A 14241-nucleotide genomic window follows, 5' to 3' on the forward strand; every position below is an offset into this window, starting at 1 on the left:
GTTGCTTACGTAAGCAAGAGTTGAGTTAGATGAGCAAATTATGCTGGTCTAGGCATCGACTTCGGTGCCAGAACGCAGTGGTCAGACGGCGGACGACGCTCGGTCGGTCTGCTCAGGACCGACGACGCGCTCGGGCGGCCTTGCTCAGGACACGAAGGTGGCAGAGGTGACGGCGACGTCGGCGTAACTGAGGTACCAGCCATTCCAGGTGTCGGCGACGTCGATCTGGATTCCGTGGCCGGTGGCCGGGCCGTCGGTGATCAACCACAGACCATTGCCGTAACCGGTTGCCCTGCTGACGCTTCCGTCGGACCAGACGAACTCGGCCGCACTGACCGCGCCCGGTGCACTCCACGGGATGGTGGCGGTGAACCGACCGGAGTCGATGCCCGGCAGCAGCGGGCTGGCGCACTGGTGCAGCATGGCCTCGCGGCGGATGGACTGTCGCGCGCTGCCGGTGCCGGGAATCAGTCGGCCGGTCATCACGCTGCCCTGTCGACAGGCCGGATTGCTGTCGCTCCACGGCTCCGCCAGACTTTGCGGCGCACTCAGCGCCGGTATCGCGCACAGAACCGCTACCAGCACGCTTCGACGAATAAGCACGGCGCCACCTCCTGCGACGGGCACACCGCGCGGCCAGGCAAGTCGAATACCGATGGCCTCGCCACGCATAGCACTACTGACTCGATCAGCAGCTTAGCGGCCGGTGCGGTGCGCTCGCCCTGTTTCAGTGGCGAGCCGCTCGGCCGGTAGCGGTGGAATCGGTCATATCGGTCGGCTAAAGTGCGACCCTCTGAAGGAGGGGAAATATGAAGACTTGGCGCGACCTGGATTCCGCTACGCGGAAGGCATTGCTGCGTGGGGAGCCTGCCGCCGATCCCGAGATCGATCGAATCGCCGTGGCGCATGCGGAGAAGGTGCTGAATCGTTCGCAAGTTCGGGTGGTCTTGGTTGCTCTCGTGGGTGGTACGGCCATGGGCTTGCTGCTGGGAACACTCATGGTGGTGGCAGGGCTGCCGTTCGGGGTGTTCGTGTCCGTGGTCATCGTGTTGGCTATCGGAGTCATGTTTGTGATGGCTCGGCGCAAGCTCGCACTGATCCGGCTGCTGAACGTCAGCCGCAGTGTGGCTCGGGAGCCGGTCATGCCCGGATCCGCCGAGAAACTGGAGATCCGGATAACCGTCCTCGGTGCCGTACGCATGGCGGGCCCCTACCTGTTCATCGTCGCCGTTCTGCTCCTTGTCGGCGTGCTGTGGACGAATCCGTGGTTGATCGGCGCTGCCGCCGTTGTGAGCGTCCCAGTGCTCGCCTACGCCGGCTACCTGCTGGCCTGGGCTTTGCCGAAACACCCAGCGGCCGTCCTCGATGCGAACGGTATGCACACGCCCAGGATGGGGTTGAGTGTCGGCTGGGAGTCCTTCAGCGAGATCAGCGTCGTCCCCCTGCGCGCATCAGCGCGCGACACCCGACAGGTGATCGCCTTCATGCTGTACGACGATCAGGTCTACCTTCGCCAACTCCCGAGCTGGCAGGCCTTCGTCGCCAGAATGAACAAGAAGACCTACCTGTCGCCCCTGGTCATCGTGGATTCCATGGTCGACAAGCCTGCCTCCGAAATCGCCGCCACAGCGGCTGCGGTCTCCGGCCTACCCGTAACCCAAGCGGCGCAAGGTGCTCGGAAACCCAGCTGATCGAGATCCGCGCCTAACGGTGCGCGGTGACCAGCCAGGCGCGCGAGTCGAACCACACGCCGTCGGCAGTGTGGTGCTCGGCCATGGTGGTGCGCAATCGGTCGAGTGCGCGCTGGGTTTCGTCGGCGTCGAGGCGGCTGAGCAGATCGGTCGTCATGTGCAATACGCGGACGGCGTCGACGCCGGCGTCCGGGTCCGCGCCGTAGTAGATCGGCTCGCGTAGGTCGGTGATGCTGATGTCTTTGAATCCGGCTGCGGTGAGAATGTCCTCCACCCGCGCTGGATCGCCCAGCGAGAAGGCGCCGGTACCGGCGGTGGGCGTGGCAGTGCCGGTGAGGGCCCGGTGGATCGCGGCCACCCACTCCTGTTCGGCGCTGTCCTGCCACACCAGTTGCACCAGTTTCGATCCGGGCTGCATCGCGCGTCCGATATTGGTGAACGCCTCGACCGGGTCGGCGAAGAACATCGTGCCGAAGCGGCTGGCGGCGCGGGTGAAGTGCTCGGGTGGAAAGGGATAGACCTGCGCGTCCGCCTGCTCGAAGCGCACGTTGGGAATCTCGGCGGCGGCGGCGAGCCGGCCGGCGTGCCCCAGCATCACCGGCGATATGTCGACACCGAGGGCGCTGCCCTGATACGCGAGCTCGGCGCTGTCACGGGTGAGCTGCCCTGTGCCGCAACCGATGTCGAGCACGTGGTCGCTCGGTCCCACGTCGAGGGCCTCGCTCAGCCACCGGTGGTAGCGGCGCAGCTCGGCGTCGTAGTCGAACATGGTGTTCGAGGCCGGTTCCGGTTGATTCCCGCGGTCGATCATGGAGCCATCATGACAGCAGCGCGCAGTTGCCGGACCGTACTCGGGAATGCGTGCAGCGGAGCTGGACCGTACGCGATCACGCCGACTGGCGCCGTAGCCGCGCCGCCAACCACAGCACGACACCGTAACCGAACGCCGCATCGGCGTTGGACACGAGCGCGGCGGACGGAAAGACGACGGCGTGCCGCAGTCCCGCATCGGCCAGTGCCCGGATGCGGGCCAAAACCTCGCGGGGAGTGCCGATCACGAGCCAATCGTGCAGCACCTCGTCGGGCACCTCGGCGATCGCCGCCTGCACCTCGGCCTTGGTCAGCTGGTGCGGCATCAGCTCGATGAGACCGCGGAAGCCTTCTCCGAAGGGATGTTTCGCGCCGTGGCGCGCCCACACCGCGTCCGGTGCGAGCAAGCCGAGATAGCGGACAGCCGGCGCACGCAGCAGGCGCCGGATACCGGACGGCGTTCGCGCGGTGAGCATGGAGATCATTTGGGCGGGCACGATCGCCTCGGGATCGCGACCCGCGGCGCGGGCGGCGGTGTGCACCACCTTCAGTCGGTGCTGGTATTCGTCCGGCGACAGGGCCTCCCACGGGTACCACCCGTCGGCGTAGCGTCCGGTCAGTTCGAGCATCCGTGGTCCGTGCGCGCCGATCCAGATCTGCGGCATCCGGCCGGCCGGTGCGGTCAAATCCATTGGCGCGCTGTCGATTTTATAGTGCCGACCGGAGAACTCGATGGATTCCGCTGTGGTGAGTGCTGCGCGGAGCACCTGGAGTGCCTCCTCCAGTCTTTCGACCGGGCGATTCCAGCTGAACCCGTACGGATCGAGGTTTTCCCGCTCGCCGGATCCGATGCCGAGGATGGGTGGCACCTTCGTCATGTGCGCCAAGGTGAGAAACGTCTGCGCCAGCAGCACCGGATGCCTGCGATGCGGATCCGTCACCCCGACCCCCAACTGCACCTTTCCCGCTCCAGCGGCCAGATGGGCAAGCAGCGGAGCGTAATCGAACTGCTCGTCGGGGCTGCGGACGACTTTCGCCTGCGGGGTGAAGTCGGTGTCCCAGATGGCTCGTGGAAAGACGCTGATCAGGTGGTCCGGTGCCAGAACCGAATCCAGCTTGCCCAATCGGGCCATCCGCACCACGAACCGTGCGGCGCTCAATGGCGGATTCACCCCGGCGAGCGTGCCCACTGCGAACGAATTGTGCGAGTCCGACACTTCGGTCCCCTCTCGACCAGCATGCCCCCACCAGGCACCCCACCGATTATCCCGACGCACCCCGCCCGCGTCCGGTGATTCAACCCGGTGGATCACAACTCTGGCCGGACTTGACTATGCCGTGACGGCATAGTTTCGACTGGTGTCGATGGCAGACGCAGGTGCCGGTGGATGCGGTTTCTGCGGGCAGCGAACCAGTTGGAAGGACAGTTATGGCGTTACCGGAATTGCTCACGGTGGAAGACCTTTTCAGCCCGCCCGTTCGATCGGCGGCGTCGATCTCGCCGGACGGAACTCGGCTCGCCTACCTGGCTCCGTGGCAGAACCGACTCAATGTGTGGGTGCAGGACCTCGACTCGGCTGAGGAACCGCGGTGCGTGACGGCCGACGGCAACCGCAGCATTCACGACTACCGCTGGACCGACGATCCGCGATGGCTGCTCTACACCCAGGACGGCAATGGCGACGAGAACTGGCATCTGTACCGGGTAGACCTGTCGGATCCGGCGGCCGCGGCGGTCGACCTCACCCCGTTTCCCGGTGCGCGGCTGTTCGGTCTCGAGCTGCCACGGGGCAGGCCCGGCAGCGCGATCGTCACGCTGAACGCCAGGAAGGTCGAAGAGTTCGATGTGTACGAACTCGACATCGCCACCGGTGAACTGGTGATGCTCGCGAAGAACCCGGGTCGCGTTTCCGGCTGGAAGGTGAGTCATCGCGGTGACCTGTTCGCCACCTCGATGACCGACGACGGTGATGTCGAACTATCCCGATATGACAGTGCCGCCGGTGAATTGAGTCGAGTCGCGGTGTGGGACGGTGCAGACTACCCGGTGGGTGTCTCGCCGATCGAGATCACGCCGGACGGCGCGGGGGCGTGGGTAGGGTCCAACCGGGGCACCGATCGGACCCGGCTGGTTCGGCTCGACCTGACCACCGGGCAGGAGGCCGAGGTCGAAAGCCACCCCAGCTTCGATCTCGATACGCGCGCGGGTGCGAGTCCCGGTTTCCCCACGCCACTCATCCTCAGTCGGCGAACCGGAAAGCTCATCGGGGCAAGGTATCTCGGCGAGCGACAGGTGATCCACGCCCTCGACCCGCACTTCGCCGAGGTGCTGGCGAACGTGACGAAGTTGTCCGACGGCGACATCGCCGCGCTGTCCTGCGACGACAGCGAGCAGCGGTGGGTCGTCAGCTTCGAGCACGATCGCGAGCCCGGTGTCACCTACTTCTACGACCATGCGACGGGTGAGAGTCGGCTGCTGTTCCGGCCGTATCCCCATCTGGATTCCGCGGCACTCGCGCCGATGACGCCGGTCACCATCCCGGCGCGCGACGGGCTCAGTCTCCCTTCGTATCTCACGCTGCCGGTCGGGGTGCCGCCGACCGGCTTGCCGTTGGTGCTCTTGGTGCACGGTGGTCCGTGGACCCGGGACGGTTGGGGGTTCGACGCAGCGGCGCAGTTGCTGGCCAATCGGGGATACGCGGTGTTGCAGATGAACTTTCGCGGGTCGACCGGGTACGGCAAGGCGTTCGTCAAGGCCGCCATCGGTGAGTTCGCGGGCAAGATGCACGACGATCTCATCGACGGCGTGACGTGGGCGGTCGAGCAGGGGTATGCCGATCCGGCGCGCGTCGCCATCTTCGGCGGTTCCTACGGCGGCTACTCGGCGTTGGTCGGTGTCACCTTCACCCCGGAGGTCTTCGCCGCCGCCGTCGACTACTGCGGTATCTCGAACCTGGCGAACTTCCTGCGGACCATGCCGGTGTTCTCCCGGCCCTTCATGGCCAACAACTGGTACCTGTTCGTCGGGGATCCCGAGGTTCCGGAGCAGGCGGCGGACATGGTGGCACGTTCACCGATCACCCGGGTGGATCAGATGCGCACGCCGCTGCTGGTTGCCCAGGGCGCCAACGATGTTCGCGTCGTGCAAGCCGAATCCGACAACCTAGTCGCGGCGCTGCGTGCGCGCGGAGTCGAGGTCGAGTACATCGTGAAGGACGACGAGGGGCACGGTTTCGTGAATCCCGAGAACACGATCGAGCTATTCCAGGCGATCGACCGTTTCCTGGCGCGGTACCTGGGTGGGCGGACCGAATAGCCGGACCGCCTGGTGGCCGCTGACCGAGAGCAATGCTTGACTATGCCGTAACGGCACAGTGTGTAGTGGGGGAGACGAAAGGATTGACGGTCGTGGGGTGGAGCACTCGTGAACTGGCCGAGCTCGCGGGCACCAGCCTGCGGACCGTGCGGCACTATCACGATGTCGGACTGCTCGATGAGCCCGAACGCCATGCCAACGGCTACAAGAGCTATGGCGTCGCCTATCTGGTCCGGGTGCTGCGGATCAAACGCCTCTCCGGGCTCGGCTTTTCGCTGGCGCAGATCGCCGAGATGGACAACCTCGACGAGCATCCGCAGGAAGCGCTGCGGATGCTGGACACCGAACTCGCCGAAACCATCGACCGGCTACAGCGGATCCGCGCCGAGGTCGCCCGAATACTGGACCACCAGGAGTCGACCGACCTGCCGCCCGAGTTCGCCGCGGTGCAGCGAGCGGAGATGTCCGACGCGGACCGCTCGCTCGCGTTCGTGCTCTCGCGGGTGATCGGCCCGGCGGGGCGGCAGGCGGTGGCACGAATGCTGGAGGATCCCGAGGTCAGCGCCTTCTCGACCCAATTCGACAACCTGCCGGCCGATGCGGATGAGCAGCAGCGCGCGGACGTCGCGCAACGCATGATTCAGGGCGGCCGCAAGTTGTACGCCGCGCACCCGCAGGTGCTGACCTGGTTCGACGATGCGCCGCGCGGCACCCGGTTCGCCGCCAGCACCACTGCTGAGGCTGTGTTGGAGGTGTACAACGCCGCACAGCTCGACGTGCTTGCCCGCGTCGGCCGGGAGATCGCGCCGCCGAGCTGAACCCGCAGGTCAGTAGTACTGGACCAGGCAGAACTCATGCCCTTCCGGATCGGCGAGCACGACGACCACACCCTCGTCGTAGTCGTGCCGCTCGCCGGTGTCGCGGCCGCCGAGGGCGATGACCTGGGCGATGCCCTGATCGATGTCGTCCACCGCGACGTCCAGGTGCAGGCGGACCTTGCCGTGCTTCGGCTCGGTCACGGGCTGGAAGACGAGGCGGGGTTGCGAGTCGTCGAGTTCGCCGAGATAGATCCAACCGGGCTGGGACGGTCCTCGCGGACGGTCCAGCAGTGCGCTCCAGAAGTCCGCGACCCGTTGCACGTCGACGCAGTCGATGGTCACGCCGACCCAGCGGTTCGTCATTTCGTCGGTTCTCCTGTGCTGTAGGCGATCTCGCCGGTCAGGCCCGCCGCGCTGTTCGCGAACTCCGCCGTGTATGTGAGCATGCCGACCATGTCACCGGGAAACCGCCGCCTCGGCAAGTCGGCAGACACCGTGCCGTTTGCTGGGGTACACGCGGCTACGTTTCGACATCGGTGCACCGGGTAGCTCGGACGGCGAGGAGGTTAACAATGACCGACGCGAAGGACACCTGGGACCCGCCGCAGGACACCGGCGGCCCTGACGCGGTGGAGACCGACCCGGCGGCGCTGAACAGCGCCGAAGACCTGGACGAAGACAGTCTCCGGGTGGATCCGTTCGAGGAAGGCATGGACCCGCCGGAGCACTGGTCCGGCGTGGACAAATACGGCATGACGCCGCGCGAGGAGGCCGAGGCGCGGCCGCTTGCCGAACGCCTCGAAGAGGAGCAGCCCGATCTGGTCCCGGAGCCGCCGCCGGAGTCCGGGCCGTCCGAAGCCGCGGCGATGACCATCGTCGACGAGATCGCGTCCGACGCCGACGACGTCGTCGCGCCGCACAGCTACGAGGAAGATCTGGGCATCGAGGCCGATATCGCGGGCGGGTCCGTCGCCCACGAGATCCGTCGGCCGGAACCGCCGGGGTAAGTGTTGCTCGCCTAGCGGCCTGCGTCGTGATCCAGCCTCGGCGCGGTCCGGGTTCGGTCGGCGGGGCGCGCTACCAGATTGGTTGTCCCGGTAATCCTTTCGGTAGCGCGCCTTACGCCTGCGGCTGCGCACACGCGATGGACGGGACCGATGAGTTTTCGACCCGGGCACCGTCAGTACGGATATGACGACAACAACACACACCCTCGAGACCGCCGACTTCGCCATCGTCTACGACGTGCACGGGCCGCTACCCACTGCGGATGGACGCCCGCCGCTGGTCATGGTCGGCCTGCCCATGGACGCCACCGGTTTCACGACGCTGGCGTCGTATTTCCCCGATCGCACTGTGGTCACCTACGACCCGCGTGGTATCGGGCGCAGCACCCGCAAGGACGGCCGGGTCGACAATGTGCCCGAGGTCCACGCCGCTGACCTGCATGCCCTGATCGAGGCGCTCGGCGCCGGGCCGGTCGAGATGTTCGCCAGCAGCGGTGGCGCGGTCGTCTCGCTCGCACTCGTGACCGCCTACCCCGATGACGTGAGCACCCTGGTGGCACACGAGCCGCCGCTCATCTCCGTGGTCCCCGACGCCGCCGCGGCCGAGCGCGCCCGCGCGGGCTACCGAGATGCCTACGAAGCCAAGGGATTCGGCGCAGGCATGGCGGGCTTCATCGCCATGACCTCCTGGCAGGGCGAGTTCACCGACGACTACTTCGCCCAGCCCCCAGCCGATCCCGCCATGTTCGGCCTGCCCAGCGAGGACGACGGCTCCCGCGACGACCCGCTGCTGTCCGACCGGTCCTGGGCCGTCAGCAGCTACCGCCCCGACATCGCCGCCCTCACCGCAGCCCCCACCCGGATCGTCATCGCCGTCGGCGAAGAGTCCCTCAACACCTTCACCGGCCGAGCCCCCGTAGCCGCCGCCGAACTCCTCGGCCAGCAAGCCACCGTATTCCCCAGTCACCACGGAGGTTTCGCCGGCGAAGAATTCGGTTACCCCGGCCAGCCCGAAGCCTTCGCCCGCAAGCTGCGCGAGGTTCTGGAGACCACTGAGTAGTCGCCGGGGAGGTCGCGGCGTTTGTAGGCTTCGCGCTGTGGCGACAGTCGATCAGGTCATGGCATCGTTCTGGGGTGACTCCGACTACGGTGTTCTCGCTCCGCTGACGGATGCGGCGGTTCGGGATGCCGAAGAGCAGTTGCGGGTGAGGCTGCCTCCCGCATTGGTGCGGCTCTTGTGGGTGCGCAACGGTGGGGCCGTCGCCAAACGATGGAATGCGTCGCCACTTCCGGTGCCGTCGTTCGCTCGAAGCGACTATGCACGGTTCGACATGGTCATGGGGATCGGCCGTTCCGACGACTTTCAGACGATGCTGGACACCCCATACCTGGTGTCGGAGTGGGGTCTTCCGTCGCCGATCGTGCTGCTGGATGGTGACGGGCACAGCTGGGTTGGACTCGACTATCGCAAGTGCGGGCCTCGCGGCGAGCCCACCGTGACGTACTTCGCTGCGGACCAAGAGGATTCGTTGCTCCTAGCGGTCGACTTCGAGACGTTCCTGGCCGGTTTGACTGCGGCCGAGTCTTTTTGGTGATGCCGATCAGGACTCGGCCGGGAGCATTCGCCTGAGTGGAATGCTTGTCCCTCGGCTGCCCTCGTGAACAGGACCACCGCTGGGTCGGGACCTGAAACCGGGCGGGCATGATGGCCGGATGGAGTCGAATCAGCGCAGTGAACCCGCTCAGGTTGCCGGAGAGTTTGAGACGCTCACCGGCTTCCTGCAATTTCAGCGGGAGACGTTGGCGTGGAAGTGTTCCGGGCTTACCCCGGAACAGCTTAGGCGGCGGGCGGTGCCGCCTTCGGCGCTTTCGCTTCTCGGACTTGTCCGTCATCTGACCGACGTGGAACGGACCTGGTTCAGGCGGGTCTTGGCGGGGGAAGAAGCGCCGTTCCTGTATTGGGGCGCGGACTCTGCTGAAGACACCGACTTCGAGGTCGAGGAGGTCGATGCTGAGGAGTCGATTCGGTTGTGGGAGAGAGAATGTGCTCGTTCCAGTGAGATCGTCGGGGCGAGTAAGTCGCTCGATAGGGTCGGTACGCGTCGGCCATCCGGTGCCACGTACAGCTTGCGATGGATCCTCACTCACATGATCGAGGAGTACGCCCGCCACAACGGGCACGCCGATCTGCTTCGGGAAGTCATCGACGGTCAGACCGGTGAATAGCTGCGGGTCGCTGTCTCGGAAAGGGCGGCTGGCCCGCGCGTTCGCGAGTGCCGACACGCTGAACCCACGGTGTTGCGGTGTACTTCTCCGCCACCGTGTCCCGCTCGCCCGCGATCCCGCGTCGAGCGGGACATGGTGCGGGAGAGGGGAAACCCGCGCTCGCGATGTTGGTCGGCTGGCGCGGATGTCGGTGGGGCGTGGGATGCTCCCGGTGTGACCGTTTGGGACCTGCTTGATATCGATCGGGCGCTGCGCGCGAGTTGGGCGGCCGACACCTGCTCAGCCGATGATGTAGCCCGTGCCGCTTGGCAAACCGACAATCCTGCCTGGGGGCAGTGCGACATCACCGCCTTGATCGTCAACGACATCTTCGGCGGCGAGTTTATGGTGGGGGAGGTGTGGCTCGATGCGGAGCAGCACGGGTTCCACTGCTGGAATCGTTTGCCGAGCGGTATCGAACTCGACCTGACACGTGAGCAGTTTCGGCTCGGTCAAATCATCACTGCCGCACGCGTTGTCGAGCGTCCGCAGGGCCGACTGCCGCGGCGATGGGACGAGTACCTTCTCCTGCGCGAGCGCGTCGCTAGCCATCTCGGCCAGCTACCCGAGCCCGTGGAGTCCGCAATCACCCCGTGACGGAGCATGAACGATCCAGATTGGCCATGGCTGAATTGTCCCGCTCGAAGTTACCGCTGAAGCTGTTGCAGCTCTGTTGGATTCGATGCAGTGATGATCAAGACATGGCATGCTGAAGTTTTTTCAGGGCGTGGTTCGGTCGATAGCTCAACGCACAGACAATGCCTCGCATCGCTTGGCCTGCAACAGGTCTCGACGTTTCTCATCCTTGATCCACGTCAACGAACCAGGTTTGCGCGCCTCGTCCGCCAAATGTTTCAACGCGTGTCGGCACACGAATTCCTTCAGCTTCGCAGCAGGCCCTCCGGCGAGGTAGAACTTTGGTGGCGGTGTCGTCATTGGCGGCGACTTGGAAGAGCCCGGCGCGACGGCCCAGGCTGAGACACTGCCCTGCGAAACCCAGCTCGATGGGTGCCGGTTGCTGATCGGCGATCCGGCTGAGCACCGTGTCGGCGGCGTGTGCCCCGATTCGCGTCGCGCTCTGGCAGCTCATCCGGAACGGCAGGTTCGACGGTGCCGCCGAATCGCCGGCGGCGATGATGTGCGGGTCGTCGACGCTGGTCAACGTCTCATCGGTGAGCAGCCGGCCCACCGCATCGGTGCTCAGTCCACTGCGTGCGGCCAGATCCGGGACGCCGAATCCGGCGGTCCAGATGGTCACCGCGCTGCGCAGCGTGTGGCCACCGCTGAGCCGCACCACGTCGGGCGTGACGGCCGTAACCGTCGCGGCGGGACCTTCGAGCACGGTCACCCCGAGCTTCGCCATCCGCTTGGCCACCGAGCGCCGACCTCGCGGATGCAGATACGGGCCCAACACCGAACCACACACCAGCGTCACCTTGCGACCTTGCTCGGCCAGCTCGGCGGCGACCTCGATGCCGGTAGGACCGGCACCGACCACCGTCACCGCGGCCGTCGCGGGCGCCGCATCGAGGACCGGCCGCAACCGCTGCGCCTCTTCCAATGTGTCGATGGGATAGGCGAATTCAGCCGCACCGGGCACCTGCGGCGAGGCGCTGCCGCTACCCACCGCGTAGATCAGATAGTCGTAGCCGACCATTCCACCGCTGGCCAAACCCACACTGCGCGCGGCCACGTCGATCTCTGTCACAGTGTCTACGACCAGCTGAACACCCTCGGCCAGGATCTCCCGGTGGTCGACCACCGCGTCGCCGGACCCAGCCACCAACTGATGCAGGCGGATCCGCTCGACAAAGTGCGAACGCGGGTTGATCAGCGTCACGGTCACGCCCTCGCGCTGCGTCAGCCGGTTGGCCGCCAGCACACCGGCGTACCCGCCGCCGATCACGACCACATCGGTTTTCCCAGTCATGGTGTCTCCTCAGTTGCCGGGGCTCGGGAATAAGACACCGTGCGACCGACTTTTGTGACATGTGTGAGGCAGACCACTGCTCTTAAACCGGCGCGAGGTAACGGCGGCGCAGTGCCACGACGTCGCACAGGGTGACGCGTTGGCGCGCCGTTCGGATCAACCGCTGGTTGCGGAGTTCGGCCAGGCTCCGCACCACGGATTCGCGGCTGCTGACGACGAGCAGGGCGAGGTCGTGCTGGGAGAGGACGAGATCGATGACGATGCCGTCCTCGGTCTCCCGCCCATACCGTTCGGCGAGTTCCAGCAGCAGCCGGACCACTCGGATCAACACCGGATCGGTGGCGTTCTGCAATTTGCTTGCCGCGACCATGCTCATCCGGTCCGCGCATTGCATGGTGATGGCGCGTTGCATGTCCGGAGATTCGGTCAGCAGGCGCCGGAATCGGCTATGGCCGACCACGCAGCACGTCACCGTGTCCACCGCGACGACCGTGGCTGTCCGCGGCGCCTCGGCACCGTCGAGAGCCGACAGCTCACCCACCAGCTCGCCGGCACCGCAGAGGCCGAGCGTGGTCGTAGTTCCGGCGCTGGCCGTCAAGAGAACTTTGACCGTGCCGTCGAGAATGACGGCAACGTGGTCGCCGATCTCACCTTCGCGACATAGGTATTCACGCGGTTCGTAAACGCGACGATGCCCCGCACCGAGCAGTCGGGCTCGGTCCGACGGTGACAGCCGGGCCAGCAGACCTCGCGCCGGCACACGCTCCATACCGGCGAATCCTACGGCTGTGCAACATATGTCGCAGAACTATTCGGACGCCGGGTCGATGCTGCTTACCGGGAGCGAAACGTATTGGGGACAGCGACATTACCCGTCGCCCTACGGCCGGCGACGTATCGGAAGTGAGGGATCGTGATCCAGTTACCGACCAGCCGCACAGCGCCCGCGACGGTGTCGGAACTCGGGGTGTGCCGCACTCTCCGCTACGTGCGGTTGGGCCTGTGGTGGGACCCGCTGCCACGCCGAACCCGCCTGGGCCGTCGCGGCATCCCCGCCGACCTCGATGCGAGCGTATTGTTGTTCGCCGATCGGCAGCTGATCGACGCTGTCTACTTCGGGCAACTCACCTCCCGCGATGGTGCGGTGCGCCATCACGGCGACAACCTGACCGGCGATGGGCGCGGTGAAAACGAGAGCATCACCGTCGACCTCACCCGAACACGCAGGCGGCTGACCACGGCAATCTTCGTCGTCACCTCGTACCACGGCCACCAGTTGAGAACGGTCCGTAATGCCCTCTGTCACTTGACCGATGGCACCACTACCCTCGCCCGTCTCGACCTCACCGATCACGGGACGCACACCGGCATGGTAGTGGCCATGCTGTGCCGCCGTGCCGACTGCTGGAGACTGGACGCCATCGGCGCGCCCATTGCCGCGACGCATCCCGTCGAAGCGGTCCCGTACCTCATCGAATACCTGAGGTGAGGGTGCGGTGTCCGTGGACTCGTACGATGGCGGCATGTCCGTCGAGCCGGTTCGTGTTGCTGGGGCCGAGGTGGATGTTGCTGTCCCATCAAGGCCGGGGCGGGTGCCGGGGGTCAGCATGGCTGGGTTCCGGAGCCGGGCAAAGAGTCCGGTCGAACTGCCGATGGTGCCTTATCCGGCTCTGACGGTGTTCATCGATTTCGGTGACGTGTTTCTCGCTGATGCGGACAGTGGTGTGCGAATGCATGGCGGTGGTGTCGTCGGTCTCGGGCCCGCTGGCGTGCGCGGGTGCGGCAAGGAGGTCGACTTGCTGCAGGTGCGGTTGTCTCCGGTGGTTGCGCACGCGGTGCTGGGTGCGTCGTCGGAGTTGGATGGGACGGTGGTTGCCCTCGAGGAGCTCTGGCAGGGCGATGCCGGATGCCTTCGGGAGCAGCTGCACGCCACCCGATCCTGGGATGAACGATTCGCGATCGCGGAGACTGCGCTCGGTCGTCGGCTGGGGGAGGGGCGGGTGGTGCATCCGGAGGTCGCCTTCGCCTGGGCGCGAATCATGAAGAGCCGGGGGCAGGTTCGGGTGGAGCGATTGGCTGAGGAGGTGGGCTGGAGCCGCAAAAGGTTGTGGTCGCGGTTCCGTTCGCAGATCGGTCTGACGCCCAAGCGTGCCGCGCAACTGGTTCGGTTCGACTATGCGGCGCATCGTCTCGCGGACGGGGACAGTGCCGCGTCGGTGTCGGCCGAGAGCGGTTATGTAGACCAGTCGCACCTGTATCGGGATGCCAGAAGCTTTGCCGGGCTGACACCGACGGCGCTGGCGGTCGCGCCATGGTTGGCGGTCGATCCCGTCGCGTGGGCTGCCCCGGTCCACGCGCGGCGGCGGTGACGCCGCGGCGCGTGCGTGACTGCCACGCTGAGCGT

Annotated in this window: 15 protein-coding genes and 1 pseudogene; 10 read left to right on the top strand and 6 right to left on the bottom strand. The window is 66.1% G+C overall.

Features of this window, described 5'->3' with window-relative positions:
- Positions 1 to 144: 144 nt before the first annotated feature.
- Positions 145 to 603: a hypothetical protein gene (locus DMB37_RS35360; protein ID WP_135236406.1), complete on the bottom strand. Its 459-nt coding sequence runs from the start codon at positions 601 to 603 to the stop codon at positions 145 to 147.
- Between the two features lie 206 nt (positions 604 to 809).
- On the opposite strand from DMB37_RS35360, the gene DMB37_RS35365 reads away from it, so the two are divergent.
- Positions 810 to 1691 carry a hypothetical protein gene (locus tag DMB37_RS35365; RefSeq protein ID WP_135236407.1) on the top strand — a complete coding sequence of 294 codons (882 nt, stop codon included), beginning with the start codon at positions 810 to 812 and terminating at the stop codon, positions 1689 to 1691.
- Between the two features lie 13 nt (positions 1692 to 1704).
- Here the strand turns inward: DMB37_RS35365 and DMB37_RS35370 are convergent, their stop codons facing one another.
- The gene (locus DMB37_RS35370; protein ID WP_206055086.1) at positions 1705 to 2502 is read right to left on the bottom strand and encodes a class I SAM-dependent methyltransferase; all 798 of its coding nucleotides are present in this window, start codon (positions 2500 to 2502) and stop codon (positions 1705 to 1707) included.
- Between the two features lie 76 nt (positions 2503 to 2578).
- Positions 2579 to 3718, bottom strand: a complete 1140-nt coding sequence (locus DMB37_RS35375) for an LLM class flavin-dependent oxidoreductase (RefSeq protein ID WP_135236408.1) — start codon at positions 3716 to 3718, stop codon at positions 2579 to 2581.
- Between the two features lie 212 nt (positions 3719 to 3930).
- Between DMB37_RS35375 and DMB37_RS35380 the strand changes: the two genes are divergently transcribed.
- Together DMB37_RS35380 and DMB37_RS35385 are read left to right on the top strand one after the other, a co-directional pair.
- Positions 3931 to 5817 (top strand): S9 family peptidase, encoded by a 1887-nt coding sequence (locus DMB37_RS35380; protein WP_135236409.1) that lies wholly within the window; start codon positions 3931 to 3933, stop codon positions 5815 to 5817.
- 32 nt (positions 5818 to 5849) lie between these two features.
- Entirely contained in the window at positions 5850 to 6635 is a 786-nt protein-coding gene (locus tag DMB37_RS35385; protein WP_135236410.1) for a MerR family transcriptional regulator, read from the top strand.
- 9 nt (positions 6636 to 6644) lie between these two features.
- On the opposite strand, the gene DMB37_RS35390 is transcribed toward DMB37_RS35385, so the two are convergent.
- Positions 6645 to 6998 (bottom strand): VOC family protein, encoded by a 354-nt coding sequence (locus DMB37_RS35390; RefSeq protein ID WP_135236411.1) that lies wholly within the window; start codon positions 6996 to 6998, stop codon positions 6645 to 6647.
- Between the two features lie 209 nt (positions 6999 to 7207).
- On the opposite strand from DMB37_RS35390, the gene DMB37_RS35395 reads away from it, so the two are divergent.
- From DMB37_RS35395 to DMB37_RS35415, 5 genes are all read left to right on the top strand, one after another.
- Complete coding sequence (locus tag DMB37_RS35395; RefSeq protein ID WP_135236412.1) at positions 7208 to 7642, top strand: hypothetical protein; 435 nt, start codon at positions 7208 to 7210, stop codon at positions 7640 to 7642.
- 184 nt (positions 7643 to 7826) lie between these two features.
- Complete coding sequence (locus DMB37_RS35400; RefSeq protein WP_135236413.1) at positions 7827 to 8702, top strand: alpha/beta fold hydrolase; 876 nt, start codon at positions 7827 to 7829, stop codon at positions 8700 to 8702.
- A gap of 37 nt (positions 8703 to 8739) precedes the next feature.
- A complete protein-coding gene (locus DMB37_RS35405; RefSeq protein ID WP_135236414.1) occupies positions 8740 to 9237 on the top strand; it encodes an SMI1/KNR4 family protein in 498 nt (165 codons plus the stop codon).
- A gap of 118 nt (positions 9238 to 9355) precedes the next feature.
- Positions 9356 to 9868 (top strand): DinB family protein, encoded by a 513-nt coding sequence (locus tag DMB37_RS35410; RefSeq protein ID WP_135236415.1) that lies wholly within the window; start codon positions 9356 to 9358, stop codon positions 9866 to 9868.
- Between the two features lie 213 nt (positions 9869 to 10081).
- Entirely contained in the window at positions 10082 to 10504 is a 423-nt protein-coding gene (locus tag DMB37_RS35415; protein ID WP_135236416.1) for a hypothetical protein, read from the top strand.
- Positions 10505 to 10651: 147 nt separating this feature from the next.
- Here the strand turns inward: DMB37_RS35415 and DMB37_RS35420 are convergent.
- Together DMB37_RS35420 and DMB37_RS35425 are read right to left on the bottom strand one after the other, a co-directional pair.
- A pseudogene (locus DMB37_RS35420) lies at positions 10652 to 11837 on the bottom strand (NAD(P)/FAD-dependent oxidoreductase).
- 82 nt (positions 11838 to 11919) lie between these two features.
- Positions 11920 to 12606 (bottom strand): Crp/Fnr family transcriptional regulator, encoded by a 687-nt coding sequence (locus DMB37_RS35425; protein WP_135236417.1) that lies wholly within the window; start codon positions 12604 to 12606, stop codon positions 11920 to 11922.
- 144 nt (positions 12607 to 12750) lie between these two features.
- Between DMB37_RS35425 and DMB37_RS35430 the strand changes: the two genes are divergently transcribed.
- Together DMB37_RS35430 and DMB37_RS35435 are read left to right on the top strand one after the other, a co-directional pair.
- Positions 12751 to 13326: a TerD family protein gene (locus DMB37_RS35430; RefSeq protein WP_167769034.1), complete on the top strand. Its 576-nt coding sequence runs from the start codon at positions 12751 to 12753 to the stop codon at positions 13324 to 13326.
- 118 nt (positions 13327 to 13444) lie between these two features.
- Complete coding sequence (locus tag DMB37_RS35435) at positions 13445 to 14206, top strand: AraC family transcriptional regulator (RefSeq protein ID WP_240771800.1); 762 nt, start codon at positions 13445 to 13447, stop codon at positions 14204 to 14206.
- The last annotated feature ends 35 nt before the right edge of the window (positions 14207 to 14241 follow it).

Source organism: Nocardia sp. CS682 (assembly GCF_004634405.1).
In the GTDB taxonomy this organism is placed as follows: domain Bacteria; phylum Actinomycetota; class Actinomycetes; order Mycobacteriales; family Mycobacteriaceae; genus Nocardia; species Nocardia ninae.

What these genes read in the sequence shown, in the direction of transcription:
- DMB37_RS35395 (WP_135236412.1), top strand. Translation starts at nt 7,208, where the DNA reads ATGACCGACGCGAAGGACACCTGGGACCCGCCGCAGGACACCGGCGGC.
- DMB37_RS35400 (WP_135236413.1), top strand. Translation starts at nt 7,827, where the DNA reads ATGACGACAACAACACACACCCTCGAGACCGCCGACTTCGCCATCGTC.
- DMB37_RS35435 (WP_240771800.1), top strand. Translation starts at nt 13,445, where the DNA reads ATGGCTGGGTTCCGGAGCCGGGCAAAGAGTCCGGTCGAACTGCCGATG.
- DMB37_RS35380 (WP_135236409.1), top strand. Translation starts at nt 3,931, where the DNA reads ATGGCGTTACCGGAATTGCTCACGGTGGAAGACCTTTTCAGCCCGCCC.
- DMB37_RS35410 (WP_135236415.1), top strand. Translation starts at nt 9,356, where the DNA reads ATGGAGTCGAATCAGCGCAGTGAACCCGCTCAGGTTGCCGGAGAGTTT.
- DMB37_RS35365 (WP_135236407.1), top strand. Translation starts at nt 810, where the DNA reads ATGAAGACTTGGCGCGACCTGGATTCCGCTACGCGGAAGGCATTGCTG.
- DMB37_RS35385 (WP_135236410.1), top strand. Translation starts at nt 5,850, where the DNA reads ATGCTTGACTATGCCGTAACGGCACAGTGTGTAGTGGGGGAGACGAAA.
- DMB37_RS35370 (WP_206055086.1), bottom strand. Translation starts at nt 2,502, where the DNA reads ATGATCGACCGCGGGAATCAACCGGAACCGGCCTCGAACACCATGTTC.
- DMB37_RS35390 (WP_135236411.1), bottom strand. Translation starts at nt 6,998, where the DNA reads ATGACGAACCGCTGGGTCGGCGTGACCATCGACTGCGTCGACGTGCAA.
- DMB37_RS35425 (WP_135236417.1), bottom strand. Translation starts at nt 12,606, where the DNA reads ATGGAGCGTGTGCCGGCGCGAGGTCTGCTGGCCCGGCTGTCACCGTCG.